This window comes from Pseudoalteromonas sp. D15MCD-2, from assembly GCF_038562745.1.
GTDB lineage: Bacteria > Pseudomonadota > Gammaproteobacteria > Enterobacterales > Alteromonadaceae > Pseudoalteromonas.
This window is the reverse complement of sequence record NZ_JBCFQE010000001.1, coordinates 1,004,394-1,021,418: the sequence shown is the minus strand read 5'-3', so window position 1 is coordinate 1,021,418 and position 17,025 is coordinate 1,004,394. Positions and strand designations below refer to the sequence as shown.

21 protein-coding genes are annotated in these 17,025 nt (G+C 40.6%); 9 read left to right on the top strand and 12 right to left on the bottom strand.

Annotated features, from left to right (window positions below; translation table 11 throughout):
• The gene (locus AADY36_RS04635; RefSeq protein ID WP_342408572.1) at positions 1 to 2,400 is read left to right on the top strand and encodes a GNAT family N-acetyltransferase; all 2,400 of its coding nucleotides are present in this window, start codon (positions 1 to 3) and stop codon (positions 2,398 to 2,400) included.
• Positions 2,375 to 3,076, top strand: a complete 702-nt coding sequence (locus AADY36_RS04630; protein ID WP_342408571.1) for a (2Fe-2S)-binding protein — start codon at positions 2,375 to 2,377, stop codon at positions 3,074 to 3,076. The genes AADY36_RS04635 and AADY36_RS04630 overlap by 26 nt, the downstream gene beginning before the upstream one ends.
• Positions 3,077 to 3,121: 45 nt before the next feature.
• Here the strand turns inward: AADY36_RS04630 and AADY36_RS04625 are convergent, their stop codons facing one another.
• Positions 3,122 to 3,931 (bottom strand): hypothetical protein, encoded by an 810-nt coding sequence (locus AADY36_RS04625; protein WP_342408570.1) that lies wholly within the window; start codon positions 3,929 to 3,931, stop codon positions 3,122 to 3,124.
• A 98-nt stretch (positions 3,932 to 4,029) separates the two neighbouring features.
• Complete coding sequence (locus AADY36_RS04620) at positions 4,030 to 4,479, bottom strand: Lrp/AsnC family transcriptional regulator (protein WP_055021289.1); 450 nt, start codon at positions 4,477 to 4,479, stop codon at positions 4,030 to 4,032.
• Positions 4,480 to 4,578: 99 nt separating this feature from the next.
• On the opposite strand from AADY36_RS04620, the gene AADY36_RS04615 reads away from it, so the two are divergent.
• A complete protein-coding gene (locus AADY36_RS04615; RefSeq protein WP_055198399.1) occupies positions 4,579 to 5,169 on the top strand; it encodes a LysE family translocator in 591 nt (196 codons plus the stop codon).
• Positions 5,170 to 5,188: 19 nt separating this feature from the next.
• Here AADY36_RS04615 and AADY36_RS04610 read toward each other — a convergent pair whose 3' ends face one another.
• Positions 5,189 to 5,860, bottom strand: coding sequence for a penicillin-insensitive murein endopeptidase (locus tag AADY36_RS04610; RefSeq protein ID WP_342408569.1), 672 nt, complete (start codon positions 5,858 to 5,860; stop codon positions 5,189 to 5,191).
• Between the two features lie 145 nt (positions 5,861 to 6,005).
• On the opposite strand from AADY36_RS04610, the gene AADY36_RS04605 reads away from it, so the two are divergent.
• From AADY36_RS04605 to dps, 4 genes are all read left to right on the top strand, one after another.
• Positions 6,006 to 7,154, top strand: coding sequence for a GGDEF domain-containing protein (locus AADY36_RS04605; protein WP_285220791.1), 1,149 nt, complete (start codon positions 6,006 to 6,008; stop codon positions 7,152 to 7,154).
• A 207-nt stretch (positions 7,155 to 7,361) separates the two neighbouring features.
• Positions 7,362 to 8,267, top strand: a complete 906-nt coding sequence (locus tag AADY36_RS04600) for a substrate-binding domain-containing protein (protein ID WP_287199048.1) — start codon at positions 7,362 to 7,364, stop codon at positions 8,265 to 8,267.
• Between the two features lie 79 nt (positions 8,268 to 8,346).
• On the top strand, positions 8,347 to 8,766 hold the full coding sequence (locus AADY36_RS04595) for a CBS domain-containing protein (RefSeq protein ID WP_054551886.1): 420 nt from the start codon (positions 8,347 to 8,349) through the stop codon (positions 8,764 to 8,766).
• A 227-nt stretch (positions 8,767 to 8,993) separates the two neighbouring features.
• Entirely contained in the window at positions 8,994 to 9,512 is a 519-nt protein-coding gene (gene dps, locus AADY36_RS04590; RefSeq protein ID WP_054551887.1) for a DNA starvation/stationary phase protection protein Dps, read from the top strand.
• 78 nt (positions 9,513 to 9,590) lie between these two features.
• Here the strand turns inward: dps and corA are convergent, their stop codons facing one another.
• The 5 genes from corA to AADY36_RS04565 all read right to left on the bottom strand — a co-directional run bounded on the left by corA (position 9,591) and on the right by AADY36_RS04565 (position 13,335).
• Positions 9,591 to 10,547, bottom strand: coding sequence for a magnesium/cobalt transporter CorA (gene corA, locus AADY36_RS04585; protein WP_055021294.1), 957 nt, complete (start codon positions 10,545 to 10,547; stop codon positions 9,591 to 9,593).
• 116 nt (positions 10,548 to 10,663) lie between these two features.
• The gene (locus AADY36_RS04580) at positions 10,664 to 11,896 is read right to left on the bottom strand and encodes a serine hydrolase domain-containing protein (protein WP_342408568.1); all 1,233 of its coding nucleotides are present in this window, start codon (positions 11,894 to 11,896) and stop codon (positions 10,664 to 10,666) included.
• 28 nt (positions 11,897 to 11,924) lie between these two features.
• The gene (locus AADY36_RS04575) at positions 11,925 to 12,539 is read right to left on the bottom strand and encodes a hypothetical protein (RefSeq protein ID WP_342408567.1); all 615 of its coding nucleotides are present in this window, start codon (positions 12,537 to 12,539) and stop codon (positions 11,925 to 11,927) included.
• Between the two features lie 31 nt (positions 12,540 to 12,570).
• Positions 12,571 to 12,783 carry a helix-turn-helix domain-containing protein gene (locus AADY36_RS04570; RefSeq protein WP_054560716.1) on the bottom strand — a complete coding sequence of 71 codons (213 nt, stop codon included), beginning with the start codon at positions 12,781 to 12,783 and terminating at the stop codon, positions 12,571 to 12,573.
• Positions 12,784 to 12,951: 168 nt separating this feature from the next.
• The gene (locus AADY36_RS04565; protein WP_054560717.1) at positions 12,952 to 13,335 is read right to left on the bottom strand and encodes a hypothetical protein; all 384 of its coding nucleotides are present in this window, start codon (positions 13,333 to 13,335) and stop codon (positions 12,952 to 12,954) included.
• Positions 13,336 to 13,517: 182 nt separating this feature from the next.
• Here AADY36_RS04565 and AADY36_RS04560 point away from each other — a divergent pair, with 182 nt between their 5' ends.
• Positions 13,518 to 14,168: a tellurite resistance TerB family protein gene (locus AADY36_RS04560; protein ID WP_342408566.1), complete on the top strand. Its 651-nt coding sequence runs from the start codon at positions 13,518 to 13,520 to the stop codon at positions 14,166 to 14,168.
• 44 nt (positions 14,169 to 14,212) lie between these two features.
• On the opposite strand, the gene AADY36_RS04555 is transcribed toward AADY36_RS04560, so the two are convergent.
• Positions 14,213 to 14,461, bottom strand: coding sequence for a hypothetical protein (locus tag AADY36_RS04555; RefSeq protein WP_063528803.1), 249 nt, complete (start codon positions 14,459 to 14,461; stop codon positions 14,213 to 14,215).
• 156 nt (positions 14,462 to 14,617) lie between these two features.
• Between AADY36_RS04555 and AADY36_RS04550 the strand changes: the two genes are divergently transcribed.
• Positions 14,618 to 15,388 (top strand): AraC family transcriptional regulator, encoded by a 771-nt coding sequence (locus AADY36_RS04550; RefSeq protein WP_239963475.1) that lies wholly within the window; start codon positions 14,618 to 14,620, stop codon positions 15,386 to 15,388.
• Here AADY36_RS04550 and AADY36_RS04545 read toward each other — a convergent pair.
• From AADY36_RS04545 to AADY36_RS04535, 3 genes are read right to left on the bottom strand one after another with little or no spacing between them, the layout of a single operon-like run.
• Positions 15,385 to 15,591, bottom strand: a complete 207-nt coding sequence (locus AADY36_RS04545; protein ID WP_054560721.1) for a helix-turn-helix domain-containing protein — start codon at positions 15,589 to 15,591, stop codon at positions 15,385 to 15,387. The two genes, AADY36_RS04550 and AADY36_RS04545, sit on opposite strands and share 4 nt — an antisense overlap.
• Positions 15,591 to 16,148, bottom strand: a complete 558-nt coding sequence (locus AADY36_RS04540; protein WP_055198419.1) for a DUF2975 domain-containing protein — start codon at positions 16,146 to 16,148, stop codon at positions 15,591 to 15,593. The genes AADY36_RS04545 and AADY36_RS04540 overlap by 1 nt, the downstream gene beginning before the upstream one ends.
• Positions 16,145 to 16,999, bottom strand: coding sequence for an alpha/beta hydrolase (locus AADY36_RS04535; RefSeq protein ID WP_235575450.1), 855 nt, complete (start codon positions 16,997 to 16,999; stop codon positions 16,145 to 16,147). The genes AADY36_RS04540 and AADY36_RS04535 overlap by 4 nt, the downstream gene beginning before the upstream one ends.
• Positions 17,000 to 17,025 lie beyond the last annotated feature (26 nt).

Here is a 17,025-nt window from a genome sequence, read left to right as displayed (position 1 = left end):
ATGAAAAATATCACTGAAACTCCTATCAAGCACGCTTTGCTTGGTGATGTAAAAATCAGAACATTAAACCCTGAACACGATCTAACAACTATTACCCCTTGGCTTAAACATCCCCAAGCTCAATTTTGGGGAGCAATGGAACATTCACCCGAAGAAATTTTAGAATTTTATACAACACTCAATAAAGATGAGGCTCAACAAGCCTATTTGCTTGAAATAAACCAAACACCCATTGCTTTAATTGAAATTTACAAACCTCAAATACTGAAACTTGAGAACCACCTAGCGCTTAAAAACGGCGATTTGGGCATACATATTTTACTCGCTCCAAAGCAGTTCTCTGTTGCAGGGTTTAGCCTTGCTGTTATGCAGTCGGTATTAGAGTTTATGTTTAATACCCTCTCATGTGAGCGAGTGATTGTGGAGCCAGATGTAGCCAATCATAAAATTCATCGCCTTAACTTAAAGGCAGGTTTCAGCCATCATAAAGTTATTAAATTAGGTGAGAAAACTGCATTACTAGGTAGTTTAGAAAAAGATCATTTTAATTACTTACAGCATCTTTCGTCTCGATTCGACACTTCACAGCAAGGTCCCGCAGTGCAACAAGCAACGCCATCTTGCAGTACCTCACATCTAGACCAACAAGCGTGGCAATACGCAAACCGTTTACTGATTGCCAAAATGCTCAGTGAGTTTTATCACGAACGACTATTTAGCTACGACAGTGAAAAACCAAACCATTACGTGTTGCATACCATGGGTGGGCAAAGCTATCAGTTTAAAGGTGAATCAATGCTGCTTAATCACCTACAAGTAGATCCAAATAGCATTACTAAAATGGCGCTTAACCACAGCCAGCCATTAGACGCTATCTCGTTTGTACTTGAGTGTAATGACAAGTTAAACATAGACAAATCAATGCTTGGCACCTATCTCGAAGAACTCGCGAGCACACTCAGTGGCTTTGCATTTAAATTTAAAAATAATCGCTATAGCGCTCAGCAATTAGCAGACGCAGATTTTCAAGTGATCGAAACCCAAATGACCATGGGTCACCCAAGCTTTATTGCCAACAATGGCCGCATTGGTTTTAACTCGCAAGATTTTCACCAATATACCCCAGAAGCCGCAATCCCATTTCAAATAATATGGCTTGCGTGCCACAAACAGCATACCACCTTTAAAAGTACCGATGATTATAAATACGAGAGCTTGATTGCCGATGAGCTTGATGTAGCTGAGCGTTTGCGCTTTGAAAAAGCACTAACTGAGCAAGGTTTAAAGCCAAGTGACTATCTGTTATTTCCTATGCACCCATGGCAGTGGTTCAACAAATTAGTCCATGTTTATAGCTATCATATCTCGCAAAAACACATTGTGTGCTTAGGCTACTCGCAAGATAGTTATTTACCGCAGCAATCAATTCGTACCCTGTATAACATCAGCAAACCACACAAATGCTATGTTAAAACCGCCTTATCGATTTTAAATATGGGCTTTATGCGGGGCTTATCGAGCGCCTATATGAAAGTAACTCCGGCAATAAATCAATGGTTGTTCGACTTAGTAAACCAAGATAGCTATTTAAAATCACTGAAGTTTCAACCTTTAAGAGAAGTCGCAACCCTTGGCTTTGATGAGCAGTATTACACTCATCCTGCGCTTGGCGATAACCCTTATAAGAAAATGATGGCGGCTCTTTGGCGTGAAAATCCTGCTCAATATATGGACGAGAATGAAAGCCTTGCCACTATGGCAAGTCTGCTTCATATCGATAGCGAAGGCCGTTCATTTGTAAGTGCTAAAATTGCCAAATCGGGGCTAAGTGCTGATAAGTGGCTAGCCCACTACTTACAGGCTTATATGACACCATTGCTACATTGTTTTTACCAGTATGATTTAGTCTTTATGCCACATGGTGAAAACCTCATCATTCGATTTAACAATCATGTTCCGGTAGGCGTATTCATTAAAGACATTGGTGAAGAAATTGCCTTATTAAATAGTAACATCGAGCTGAATGATGAAATAAAGCGGATTAAGGTAACCATTCCAGAAGGCGTTGCCGTGTTGTCTATTTTTACTGACATTTTCGATTGCTTCTTCCGTTACCTTTCGGCAATTTTAGTAACTGATGGCCTACTGACCGAACAACAATTTTGGCAAGCCGTCGCCGATACAATTGTTCAGTATCAGGCGAGCCACCCAGCGCTAAAAGACAAGTTTGCTGTGCATGATTTATTTGCTGAGTCATTCCCATTGTCATGCTTAAACCGCTTACAGCTGCGTAATAATCAACAAATGGTTGATATTACCGACCCAGCTTCAAGCTTGCAGTATGCAGGTGATTTGCAAAACCCATTGGCGCAATATGCACTTGCAAACACAACAGCATAATAAGACTGAGTTAGCCTTACGTCAGCAGTGTTCACTGCTGACGTTCTTAACTCCAACAAACGATGAACAATGGTTTAGCAGTCAAAGTTTAACTAGCAAGCAACTAACCAATTTGGCTAACGCTATAAAATTAAGAGGGACAAATGTTACTGAGGGATATGTCGCAATCAATCTCTACTTACAACTGAGCTGGCAAGTTATTTACTTATTAGTAGCCAGTGTAGAGCACCTTGGTTGCATTCCTGATCTGGTCAATATTAAGCAGCGGGTAACGGGCTCACATATTTATGGTTTGGCTAATTTAAATATCATGGTTCAACATGACTCTTTTAATAATGCAGATTTGATAGAACTGGCAGCCAATCATTTATTTGACCACCAGCAAGCTTGGAATGATAACCTGCCATTGCAATACAGGCTAAATGAAGGATTATTAAAACGTTTACAAAGTGATACTTTCCACGCAGCGTTAATCGCTTGCTGGCCAGAGAAATCGATAGAATTTATAGCAAAGCGTTTTCAACCATGGCAAAAGCTATGTGGTAAACATCGCTTTCGTGATCAAAACAATACGCTGACATTTATGCGTAAAACCTGCTGCTTACACTACCAACTTGTAGCCGCTGATTATTGCGCTAACTGCCCGTTAAACAAAAAAGGCACTAGCGCTTGCTAATGCCTTTTTCTCGAAAAACCGAACCTAGAACCTAAAACCTAAAACCTAAAACCTAAATTCAAAGTTTACATTTGCCGCTGTCTCGCTTTCACTGCGATCAAACCAGTTCATCGATTTATAAACAGCTTCACCTGTAATAGCGAACCAATGCGTAAATGCATATTCAAGTGCAATGCTGACACCTGCATTATGACCATCGTAATCAGCACTAAAATCAAGGCACTGCTCTGGCGTATCACTGCATGCACCCGATAAAAATACATCACCTTCCTCTGTACGGTAATACATTTGGGTATAATCAACATCGATAGTGCCTTTTTGATAAAAGACACTGCCGTATAATAAGGCTTTTGAGCTTAAGCGGTATCCTGAAATGAGTGCAATATCATAAGTATCGTGCGATAAATCCCAATCATAGGTATCGTCATCATAATTACCCGCTAATAGTGGACCATACCCCGCATCTTCACTGCGAATATAGCCAAGGCTGACAGCCATAGAGAAGTTTTTCTCGACGGCCGATTCTAAAGGGCTGCCATAAAACTGATGCTTAATAGCATATTTTTCATAATCATGATCGCCACCAATACCAGCCCCTACGGTAAGCTCCGTCGAATAACCTAAGGTCATACTCATCGAAGTCGTTATCGCAGTACTCGTTGATGTACTCTCGCTGGTATCTTTCGCAATGATCTTGCTTGTATCTGTACCAACGGTTGCACGAAAATGAAAGGGGTCACTGTTGATCTCTGGGCCCTCAAAGCGTGCCATCGATACACCTGTTTCGGTTGTCGATTGACAGCCAGCTAATAAACCTAAAGCTATAAACGCCAAAAAAGGCTTAAACGTTTTCACGTAATTTCCTTATATATTATTATTTTAACGCGAAGATTCTAGACTAAGGCCTTATAGCTCGCAATAAATTAATAACAAAAAAGGTACGAACTCTATTGTTAAGCGCGTTCATCCTTAGGTGATTCCATCACCACGTGAGTGGTAATGGTTCGTACCTGTGGAATTGAGCCGAGTACATCTGCATGAAACGCTTTGTAGGACTTGAGATCCGCCGTCTCAACCCTCAGCAAATATTCGAACGAGCCAGTTACATTGTGGCACTCTTTTACTTCATCAATAAACTCAAGAGCGTGTTCGAATGCTCGCTGAGATACTGTTGAGTGCTCATTTAAACCAACCCCAACATAAGCGATAAATCCTAAGCCAAAAGCCTGATTATTAATAACCGCCCGATACCCTGCAATAACCCCAAGCTTTTCTAATTCTTGCACTCTACGAAGGCATGCCGATGGCGATAAACCCACTTTATCTGCCAGCTCGGCATTGGCAATTCGGCCATTGCGTTTAAGCTCATGCAATATTCTGTCGTTAATTTTATCTTTTTTCATTTTTGATTGTGAACCATAAACATACACAACAACATTAAGCGCAAAAATTGCGCGTATTACAACTTATAATTGCATCTTAATTCAAATGGAGAGATAGCGATGAGTTTTGAAATTTTAACAGCCTTGGCATTATTTGCTTTGGTGTCATCAATTACCCCTGGACCAAATAACTTAATGTTGATGAGCTCAGGTGCTAACTTTGGCTTTAAAAGAACCACACCACACTTACTTGGCGTGACGCTTGGCTTTATGTTGATGCTGGTTTTGGTGGGCCTTGGCATCATGCAGCTATTTGACTTATTCCCTCCAAGCTATTTGATATTAAAAGTATTTTGCATTGCTTACTTGCTATATCTGGCGTTTAAAATTGCCACAAGTAACGCACAACAAAAAGCCAGTAGTGAAAGTAAGCCGTTTACTTTTATTCAGGCTGCACTATTTCAATGGGTGAACCCAAAAGCCTGGGCAATGGCATTAAGCGCGGTTAGTTTGTATGCCCCAGACAAAAACCTCACCTCAGTGTTAATCGTAAGCCTCGTATTTGGCTTAATTAACCTGCCGTGTGTCAGCTCGTGGACTTTACTTGGCGAAAAGCTGCAACACTGGCTTGCCAGCCCAAAGCGCTTAAAAGCATTTAACTACCTAATGGCAATACTATTAATTGCTTCAGTGATGTTTAGTTTGTTTTAAATGAGCAAGCTTTCTTAGCTTATTTTTCACACGGCACTAAAAAGTCGACATGGTAATGCTCGTCATGTCGCACCCAGGATGGTTTAGTCGAAAACTGAATATGCTCTTTTAAATAGTCGGCATACTTGGTTTTATAAAGCCCAGCTTGCAAGGTTGGGTCAAAGATCACTCGCCAAAGATCGTAACCTTTTGCTGTAGCCGATTTATGCAGCTCAACAATATGAGCCGCTAAAGCGGTATAATCAATCTTAAACTGTTCAAACTGACCTTGTTTATCAAATTCAATATCGTAGCCAAAACGATTAAACACATGTGTAGGCAAATGAACTGATAGCCCCTTTTTGTTAATAACAGGTGTCATAAAATCAACCGACAAACCATTTTGATGGGTTTTATGCGGGCTAAATTTCCCGCCATTTTCTAAGCCCGTTTCAGCGTATTTGTATCGTTTATCTGGATGGGATTTCTGGAGCGCTTGGTAGGCATCAACAATAATGTTTTTTACCTGCGAATGAACATACGTACGCCCTGCCAGCTCAGCCACTTTACTGTAGCTGGTAAAGTTATCACCCTTGCTGGGTAGTTTTACTGCATTGCGTACATAGCCATTGGCAGTCGTTCCACCACAGACGCTATTAGCCAAAACCGACCCAGAGCAAAATAATAAGGCTAAAAATAAACATGTTTTCATTGCAGTAGCTTCTTTAAAAATTTAAAGCTTAGCTATCAATAAATGAACTAACGATTAAAGCATTTTTGAATCATAGGTAGGATTTAAAGGTGAGTAATTTTTCCTGTGCTAAGCTTTATTTACCTAGAGCTTTTCAGTGCGACTCATGGCTAGTAACGTAGAGAATTACTTTTACCACGGCTTTTTTGTCTTCTTACTCATTACGGTAGTAACCTGCTCCATTATAGCCACGCGCCTGATGCGCAGTAGTTTTAATAACCGCTCGATTTACTTATTTAACCTGTTTTTTTACCTTGGTGTAATTGGCTTTGCATGGCTGTGGATCCAAGACTTATTAGACCTTGCGCCAAGTTTTCGCTCTGGTGTGGTGATTTATATGATTTCCATGACGTTGCTACAATTATCCATTTATAACCACGACGAACCCAGCCGATTCAATAAGATAATCATTGCGCATGGTGCTATTTTTTCTGTATTTGCCCTCCTCACTCAAAATATCAATCAACTTGCCCTTGTCGAAGCCTGCTTTACATTAAGCGTATTACCCGCACTTATTTACTTCACCACTAAACGCGCTGTATGTGAAAAGAATATTGGCAACACTGTGTTGTCAATGGCGCAATGCATTTTACTATTAGTGCCCATTTCACAGCTAAGTATTATTACCCATGAACATAACTTAGCGACCTTGTATTCATTGACCGTCATTGCCCATGCAACCGTGTTTGTTATGACTGGCCTCGGTCTCATCACCACCCTGTTGGTGGATGAAAAAAAGCGTTATTTGGAATTGTCTCTAAAAGACCCGCTTACCGGGCTCTACAATCGCCGCGGGCTGCAATTCATTATTGAACAACAGCAACTATTCAGCCCAAGTCAAACATCTAGCTTATTCGCCTGCGTAGTTGATATTGATTACTTCAAACGTATTAATGATAGTTACGGGCATGATGGCGGTGACCTAGTCCTCGAAGTGTTCTCTGATCTAATGAAACACCATTTGAAAAAAGAAGACTTATGTTGCAGGCTCGGCGGTGAAGAATTTTTACTGTTGTTCTTTGCTACCGACATCAGCTCGGCTAAGCAATTTTTAGAGGGCCTACGTAAAACATTTGAAACCAGTCAAATAGCTTATCGAGAACATCGTATATCGGTTACTGCTAGCTTTGGTTTAACCAATTGGCAACCAAATGACAGCTTTGAAAGCTTAGTAAACCGCGCAGACAAAGCCGTTTATGCAGCGAAAAATAATGGTCGTAATCGCATAGAAACAAACAGCCTAAACAAGGAGTAAACAACTAGAGACGCCACGAAAACAAATACCTTTCTATCAATCTTGTAAATTCCAACTCTGTCACTATAATTAGCTCGTGCTTAACTTGCAATATGTAGTGCTATGTCCTTAAAAGTATTATTAAATTTTAAATTAAACTGGGTACTTTTGTGTACCAGTTTTTGGCTTTTTGCCCTGCCAATTCAGGCTAAATATGTGGTGGCAGTTGTGGGTAAAACCAAAAACGATAGCTTTTATCAGCAAGCCTTTAAAGGGTGTGAGCAATTTGCAAAACAGCATCTCGATTTTGAATGTATTTACGATGGCCCCAAAGACTTTCAAGATATTCGCACGCAAGTATTAGTGATCACCGACCTTGTTCGCAGGAACAACATTAGTGGTTTATTAATCGCAACCACAGATTCCAATTACCTTGTTGAAAGAGCGTTAAAACAGCTTAAAGATAACAACATTCCTGTGATCACTTTTGACTCTGATCTGCTTGAGGAAGATCAGCAGTACCGTTTAGCCTATGTGGGTACCAATAATTTTGACTATGGTGTGGCCTTAGGTAACGAATTAAAAAAATTCACCAACAAAGAAAATAACCAGGTGTGTATTCAATCAGGACACTCAACAACACCTAATTTAAACAAGCGCATTGAAGGTGCTCGCTATGCGTTGTCAGGGCAAAAAAATAAACGTTTAAGTGGTGAAAATGGCTGGAGTGAGTTTGATAGATGCCCTTTATATAGCTTAGGCAAGCGAGAGGTCTCCCTCGGTCAACTCGACAAACTTCTTAACCTTGAAAATCCACCACTATTTTTAGCGGTAGCGGGCTTTGCCCAATTTAACCCTAATTATGCAAACGTGATTGCTAAACATAAGCAACGTATTGCTAATCAAGAGGTGGTGATCGTTTCTGCCGATACTGAGCAAATGCAATTAGAAGTATTACAGCAAGGATTATCATCGGCCAATATTGGTCAAAACCCATTTGAAATGGGCCGACTTTCTGCAGAATTGATGTATCAATACCTCACTAAAGGTGAACGACCAGCTAAGTCTCACTATTATTTAGACTTTCATTATTGTCAGCAAAATAATGCAGGTACTTGCACCGTTAATCACTAAAACTTTGATCTCACTAAAGTGCAATTAACTCGATAAGCGCTAGACTTACCACAACTTGATTAATTGTAAGGATGTAGCCATGACACACCTAGTTAGTGATTTGATGACGCCAGACCCATTCGCCATTAGCGCCCAAAATACCCTGCATGACGCGCATAATCTAATGAAAGAGAAAAATGTCCGCCATATTCCAGTGATCAATGAGCATGGTGGTTTGGTTGGCATGTTAACGCAAAAAATCATGATTGCTCAGGTAATGAATATCATGGCTAATTACAGTGCCAGCGCCCTCGAACGCAAGGAAAAGCAAACTAAAGTGGTTGATATTATGGCTACCGATTTTACCAGTATCTCGCCAGAGCAACCGCTACACGAAGTTGCTAAGTTTTTTGTTGAAAACCGTCATGGCTGCATGCCTGTGGTTGATAAAGATAACAACCTAGTGGGCATTCTAACCTCATCTGATTTTGTTCGTTTAGCGGCGGCTTTACTTTCTTAAGTCGTAAATTAGTATCTGCACACTGAATTTTTTACAGAAGGTGTGCAGAGTTTTCATACTTCTTCTTAGCTAGTATCACCCTCACTCAAGACCCAAATTAAATTAACCCTTTAAATTCAGAACCTTATAATTTAAAAATTATTAGGCACAACGCTTGCTTCTATGTAATTACACATGCTTTTTAGATTAAAAGCGAAAGGAAATTTACAGATAATCTCGGAGGAGTAATGAGTAATTCATCATCAAAAATCGCAGAATTTACAGCACCCGGTGTTAAAGACCAAGCTGCAGCTGACACGATTGCTATTCTAGACCAGCGCATGGTCGCTTTAATCGATTTACACCTCACTTTAAAACACATTCATTGGAATGTTGTTGGCCCTAATTTTATCGGTGTACACGAAATGTTAGACCCACAAGTAAGCGCAGTGCAAGAGATGACTGACACGATTGCAGAGCGTATTGCAACCATGGGCGGCGTACCTGTTGGCACACCTCAATCAATTGTAGAACGCCGTACTTGGCAAGATTATTCAATTGGTAAAGGCTTAGTTACTGACCATCTAACAGCACTTGATAAAGTGTATAACGGAGTCAATAAAGACCACCGTGCAGCTATCGATAAGCTTGGTGAGCTAGACCCAGTTTCTGAAGATATGATCACCGGCCAACTGGCTGACTTAGAACAATTCCAATGGTTTGTTCGTGCACATATCGAATCGTCTACCGGCGAATTGAAAGGTTAAACCCCATTTAAAGGTTAAACCCCCTAGGTCTATCCGAAGACCCCTTGCCCAGCATTTGCTGGGCTTTTTTATGCTTTGTTACAACCAACCTTTATGTTTAAAGAACAAGTAAGGTGCAAAGCCAGACAGCAACATAATGCCAATTGCAAACGGGTAACCCCATGCCCATTGCAGTTCAGGCATGCTGTTAAAATTCATCCCATAGATACTGGCGACAACGGTCGGCGGTAAAAACACCACAGAGGCAATAGAAAAGGTTTTTATAATTTGGTTTTGTTCGATGTTAATAAAACCCTGAGTCGAGTCCATTAAGAAATTCACCTTATCAAACAAAAATGTACAGTGAGACATAAGGGTATCAATATCGAGTACAATTTCACGAAGTGACTCGCGGTCTTCTGTCGGCGCTCCTAGGTGGCGCAGTAAAAACGAGATATTCCGGCGCGTATCCATCAAACATAAACGCACTTTACCGTTATTATCTTCAAGGCGCGAAATTCGACTAACAGCTTCTTCTAAGTCTGAGTCATCCTCTTCAAGTACATAGGCACTGAGTTTTTCTAACTGGTGATGCATGTCTTCAAGCATATCAGCGTGGTTTTCGACTTTTTGATCAAATAAAGTCACCAAAAGTTGCTTTGGATTATCACACGCTACCTGCCCTTTCCGAGCACGCAGTCGTAAAAGACGAAAATCGGCTAGTTCATCATCGCGGATTGTCAGCAAGCAGTTGTCTTGTAGCAAACAAGCCACGGTTACCGTATTAAAGCGCCCTTCATTTGGTGACATGAAAAGCGCATGCACATGCAAACCTTCATGGTCAATAAAACAACGGGAAGAGGCTTCGATTTCTTCAACATCATCAGCACCAGGTAAGGTGATATTAAGCGTGCTTGCCAGCGCTTGTCGTTCTTCTTCAGTCGGATTTATGGTATCAATCCAGTGGGCATTTTTAATAGAAGTAACAAGCGGTGTATCAGCAGCTGGCTCAGTTTCTGTGATCACACCTTGGTCTATAGAAAAAAATCGTAACATGCGCCCTACCCTGAATAATCAATGTATAGCAAATACTATAGCTGTTCACGTTAATGAACAATGACAATGCTACTAATTACCGGGTAAAGTAGAAAATAATTAAGACCTAACATCATTTACTTATTTCGTTTTTTGAAACGCACAATAATCATACCTATCAAGATGATGCCAAGGCCTATTAAGCAAGGTACAAAAGCACTTTGCAAGGCAACATCAAACGCTAAAAAGTCGGGGTAACCGGTTTGCCAAAGCGTCCATTCATAACCGAGCTTTGATGCAATATGTTCACCGCCGCTGCTCAGTATGATGATTGCATCATTGTTATCTGGGTTGATGCGAAGTGTGCTATTTATTGCTGGCTCATTCGCGCCATCATGGCCAAACACAAAATCTCCCGATGCTGTTGGTGCATAAAGCATGGTACCTAGCCCCCAAATTGGTGCGCCTAAGCTAATTGCCAAAGGCGCTCGCATGGTACTGATCATTTGCGGGCTTAACTGCCCTGTTTGAGGTGATGTTAATGCTTGCACTAAAGCGATTAAGTCATGGCTACTTGCCAGTAAGCCTGTTGCCGCTGCCGATGCGTATTGAAAATGCCCAGCAGCTTGCCCGCTTTTATCATAAGCAGGTGCGATGTTGTCTAACTCAGTGAGTACATCGTAACTGGCATCAGTCATATTGACTGGCTTAAAGACGTTATCAGCCATCCAAGTTGCAAAGCGTTGATTCGTTTTTTCTTCTACCAGCAGCTCCAGCATTAAATAGCCGCCCCCAGAATACTTAAAATCGCCCACAGGCTTGGTGACTTTTATTTCACGCACACCCGTTGATGATAGCGGCTTGTTGAGCGACTCAAGCAAGCTTGGTACGGTTTCATTTAGAGGAATATCAGCAAAGCCTAAGCCATCACCAAGCCCCGCAGTATGAGATAACAGATGAGCAAGGCTAACGGTTTGATTATCAAACTCTGATTCAGGTAACTGCCAACCCGTCAGTTGCTCATTAATAGCGTGATCTAAACGGACTTGCTGCTGCTCTGCCAGACTCATCACACCATAGGCGGTAATAAATTTACTGAGCGATGCCACTGGGAACAAAGTATTTGCAGTTATTTCATCTTTGCTTTTTGAGTAATCTTGAAAAACCACTTGGCCATTTTCAATCAAAACATAAGCGATGTTTGCTTGATTGTTGGCAATCAGCGCCTGACTATTAGCAATAAATTGCTCAGTGTTGCCCGTTTCGGCAATGGGTTTTAAAAACCAACCACTGACACCACCATATACACAGGTAGCAGCCCAAACAAATGACAAAAATAGCGTTAACAGAATCGTTTTAAACCAGCTCATACCCTATTCCTTGTGTTACAAAGCGCTGTTAAATCACTTCGATTTGCTCAGGTTTTTTGATAAAGAACACCATTAAAATTAATAATGCTGCTGGGAATAAAAACACATTTAAATAAGCAAAAATCACCGTTAGCTGTAAGATGCACATTAGCAACAATAGGATAGAAAACACCGTTAGCAACGATGACATTCCATGGCGCTTTGTTAGTAATAATGCGGCTGTGATCAAACCCACTAACGCATACAAGCCTAAACTCCCAGCCGAGACCACCATGGCAATAATTGAAATACTTTCTACTACATCATTCGATGCTTTATCACCTGCAACAGCAAGATAAACATCGCATAACACAGTGGCATGAAAAGCTAATACCAACACCGCCAACACACATAACAGTATGCGTACACCTTCAACATCGAACATATCTTTTAGTGCCTTGCGTAAACTCAGGTACACATAGATTTCAAGTGCACCAATGAGTACAAACACAAGGTCTGAAAAGTTTAAGCTTTGCAAATCGAGCTTAAGCGCCTTGCCTAAGCCATCAAGTGTTTCGCCAAATACTGAAATCCAGTACATAGGAAAAATTATGGCAAGTAACCCCGCTGCTATGCCGGGTAGTAAATAATCACGGTTGAGCATATGCCCTCCAAAATCCTGTTGCGTTGTAAAGTTATTCGCTATCGCGTTCGTACACCAAAATATCGCCGGGTTGGCAATTAAGCTCTTCACAAATAGCTTCAAGGGTACTAAAGCGGATCGCTTTCACTTTTCCGTTTTTTAGTAATGATAAATTGGTCATAGAAATATCAATGCGCTGAGATAGCTCTTTCAGCTGCATTTTGTTCTTTGCCAATTCTATATCTAGGTTGATTCGTATTTTCATAGTCTAAAAAGTACACAGCGGATTTATGATTGTCAAACTTTATTTTACGATTATCATAAAACAAAGAATGAAAAACATAATAACTCAGTAAGTAATTAAACCCATATTTTGACCATTTCAGGCATAAAAAAAAGCCAGTAAATACTGGCTTTTCGCTCTGTTTATAAGTTAGACATTGGCTTGGTAAGCAGGGATAGCTATCGCCGCTACAATACCCAATAAAAATATGCCACCAATGATCAACACGCCCCAAAATGACCATTGTTTTTGTACTCGTTGAAAATGCTCAACACTATCCCAACGTTTATTTTGCCATGCCATTTCTCGGCCTTTAAAGCCCAGGTAAATCGACACAATAAAACCAACATAAGGCACTAAGGCCAATAAGCCAATCCAAGTGCTGTTGCCAATTGCCCAAATCCAACTTAGCAAGAAAGCGCCCCAACTAAAGCCTTTAATGCCCTCGGGTAAATCGTCTACCTTCCCCTGCCCTGAGTTATTTTCAGATGCCATTTCAAGGCTTGCTTCAGGTGGAGTGTAATTATCTGCCATGAGTTTTTCCTTATTATTAATCAAACAGAAACCCTAACTTATAGTACTGAGTGTATTTTAAGCAAGCTAAAGATAAGTACCTAAAGCAGAGAATTGTTACCTGATGTGTTTTGTAACATTTATCTCGTTTCCTTTTCATTTTAAATCACCTAGTCTGGGCACATAACTGCAAGGAGAGAACAATGAAAGACATACAAAAGTTAGTGGGTAATTTAAATAAATCAGGTGCGCTGAGTGGTTTTTTAGGAGGCGTTGCTGGCGGCGGACTAACGAGCTTAATGGGCGGAAAAAGTAAAAAGAGCAGTAAAAAAGCCGTAAAATATGGTGCGCTTGCTGCTGTCGGTGGCCTTGCTTGGAAAGCCTATAAACAATACTCAGAACAAAAAGCGGCTCCAGTTCAGCAAACTAGTTCTCGTGGTTTTGATATTACCCCCGCCACGCTGCCCGAGCAGTCATTTAATGATGCAATCGACGATAACCATAATGATGGGCAATTATTACTGATGCGCGCTATGATTGCAGCCGCCTATGCTGATGGCCACATTGATGAAACGGAAAGACAAAAAATCTTCGCACAAGTAGAAACAATGCAATTGTCTGTGCAAGAAAAGGCCATGCTGTTCGATGAGCTAAGAAAACCAATGCAACTATCAGAGTTAGTTGCCGCTGTGCCTAACGCACAAATGGGTATTGAAGTATATGCAGCTAGTGCCAGCGCAATTGATTTAAACCAAGCTATTTCTAAACACTACTTAGACACGCTCGCTAATCAATTATGCATTCCTAGTGAACTGGTAATGAGCATTCACAGAGAGCTTGCCGAATACCAATAAAAATGGGGCGTCTTCGCCCTATTTTTATTGGTAAACAGTGATGATTAATGCGGCTTTTTAGTGCCGTAACGCACCATATCTTTACCGTTTTCATACACTTCAGTTGTCACGTAACGGCCAAGTAAAAGTTGATGTTTATCATCAAGTACCGCAATAAATGGGCGGCCATCACTATTATTGGTTGCAAGGGCTACACCTGTTACATTCTCTAGCCCTAAACCGCCAGTTTCAACTAGGCGTAAAAATGTTTCTAACTCGTCTAATGTTTCAATTACATCGTTATCGTTAATCATCTCAAATACTCAGTGATTGCTAATGGGCGTAGCATAGCAGGATTAAAAACAGGGTGCGAATAACAGCCCCTAATCTAGCTAACTTTTGGACTAAAAATTGACACAACGCTATTCAATTGATGATACTTTCGCTATCGATAGAGGCAGTGAAGTTTAATGAGTAACCATTTAACGCTCGAATTAATGACTCCAAAGGGCAATCTTGCCGATAGCATACAAGCTATTTGGTATGCCACAGCGCACTCTCAAGGAGAGCAATGGCTTGCCTGCGATGGTGCCACAGGGCTTGTGTTTCCTGTTGCTGGTGAAGTTTTACTTGATGACAAGCCGCTTGCTGCCCCTTATGCAGTGCAAGAAACATCGACTCAAGCATCTAAAGTCACATTTTCACACGATGCGCAGTTTTGTGGTATTCGTTTTAACCCAACCGTATTGTCTGAACTAAAGCGTAATGCTCACCCACTCATTGCAGAGCAGTCACTATGTGAAATTGCCGAAGATCTGCAAAATGATGCCAGCTTAGCCGCGTTTGTTGCACTTATTAGCCACCACTTTACTGATAATAAAAACATTAACCACAGCAACAGGCACTCAAAACACCTAATCAGTAACCTTATAGAGTTAACGCCACTCGAAACTGCTTACCAACTTGCCCCACTCAGTCAACGACAGCTCGAAAGACAAGTTAAGGATCAATGCGGCGTTACCCCTAAGTATTTTGAGCGTATCTACCGAGTAAAACTTGCTAAACAAGCAATTAAAGATAACCCTGAAATGAGCTTTGCAGATATTGCACTTGAATGTGGCTTTACCGATCAGCCTCATTTAATCAAAGAATTCAAAGCAATAATGCACATCACCCCAGCAAAATATCGCAAGTTATTGAAAGACTCTCAAACTAAACAAACAAAGCTTATTTTTCGTTAGTCATCCTCAAAACGCAGAATATCACCAGGCTGACAGCCTAAGTGCTTACAAATTGCATCTAAGGTCGTAAAGCGCACAGCTTTAGCTCGTCCAGCTCTAAGAACTGATAAGTTTTGTGGCGTAATACCTATCGCTTCAGCTAATTCTGCAGACTTCATTTTTCGCTTAGCTAACACTACATCTAAATCAATAATAATCGCCATTAAATCACTAACTCTTGCTCTTTTTGTAGCTGCTGCGCTTGACCCATGATCCAACCAATAACATAAATAATTAATCCCATCACTAAGCCTATAATATCAGTATCTTGTATAGCCACGACCCTTCCGATATCTGATCCTGTTGCCAAGTTAAGAAGAGTTATAAGTAGTGACGGGTAGCACACAACTAGTGCAAATTGCGCCAATAATACGCCACCTAACCATTTAAAACATTGTATATTTTCAATAGCGAAGAAGGATCCACGTCGGTAAAGCAAAAATAACCGAATCAAAATTATGTTGATCAGAATAAACGGTAGCAATTGCACAAGACCAAGCCATAAAACACTATCAAAACCATGCTCATTTAATGTTTGTGCTACTCCTTGCCAGGAGCCGCTGACTTCAAGACCAATCCACATATGCGCACCATTACTTTGTGTAAAACTTAAAACATTACTGTCACTGAAAAGCACAATAATGCTTGTTACTAACAAGCTAATAAGCGTAAAAATTAGCAGGCTTAGGATAAACGAACTCATCCAAACAATTTTTTTCATGACGATTTACTCAGTGTTATTTGTTTTAGAAGTTGCTCATAATGAGTCGCTAACTGCTTACCTGTTAACGCATTAGAATGGTGCTTCCCTTTTGCAATGTAAATCTGCTTTTGCTGAGATTTTGCATATTGATATAGTGATTTAGCTAACTCAGGTGGAGTTTGAGTGTCTTTTTCACCGGTGATTATTAATAGCGGTGCTTGATAAACTTGTAACGCTTTTAAATTATCGACTTGTTTAATCTCTTCACTAAACTCAACACTAACAAACGGTTTAGCAAACCACGGAATACGTGCTGCTGTCATCTGTTCAACATTTGTCACACTCCCTTCGAGTACCAGAGCATCAACGTTACGCTGACTGGCAAGATAACCTGCAATCATACTTCCTAAAGAATGACCATGGATCACCACAGGCAAAGTATTTAGGTCTGATCTGCCTTTTACATAATCAAATACCTGTAATGCATCAGCTTGCAGATTAGCTACGCTAGGTACTCCAGAACTAAGCCCATAACCACGATGATCCATCATTAAAATATTAACTTGAAAAGGTAAAAGTAGCTTGGCTGGTTCCCCACCTGCGGCACTAACGCGAAACTGGTTACCACCGAAGTAAATTACCGTAGCACGAGCATCTGCAACTTTAATAAGGGTACCCTTAAGTCTAGTACCCTCATCGGTGTTTAAAGTTATCTCCTGCGTTTTGGCGGTGGCATTAACACTTTGTATTTCCTGCATCGTTATTTTTTTATCCGGATATAAAAAGTGAGATTCCTCAACTTTAATTGTCGTACAACCAGTTAATAACAGCACAATCAGCGAAACCACTGCAATAGAACCAAATTTCATTTTCACGATCCTTCTAGTAAAAAAAC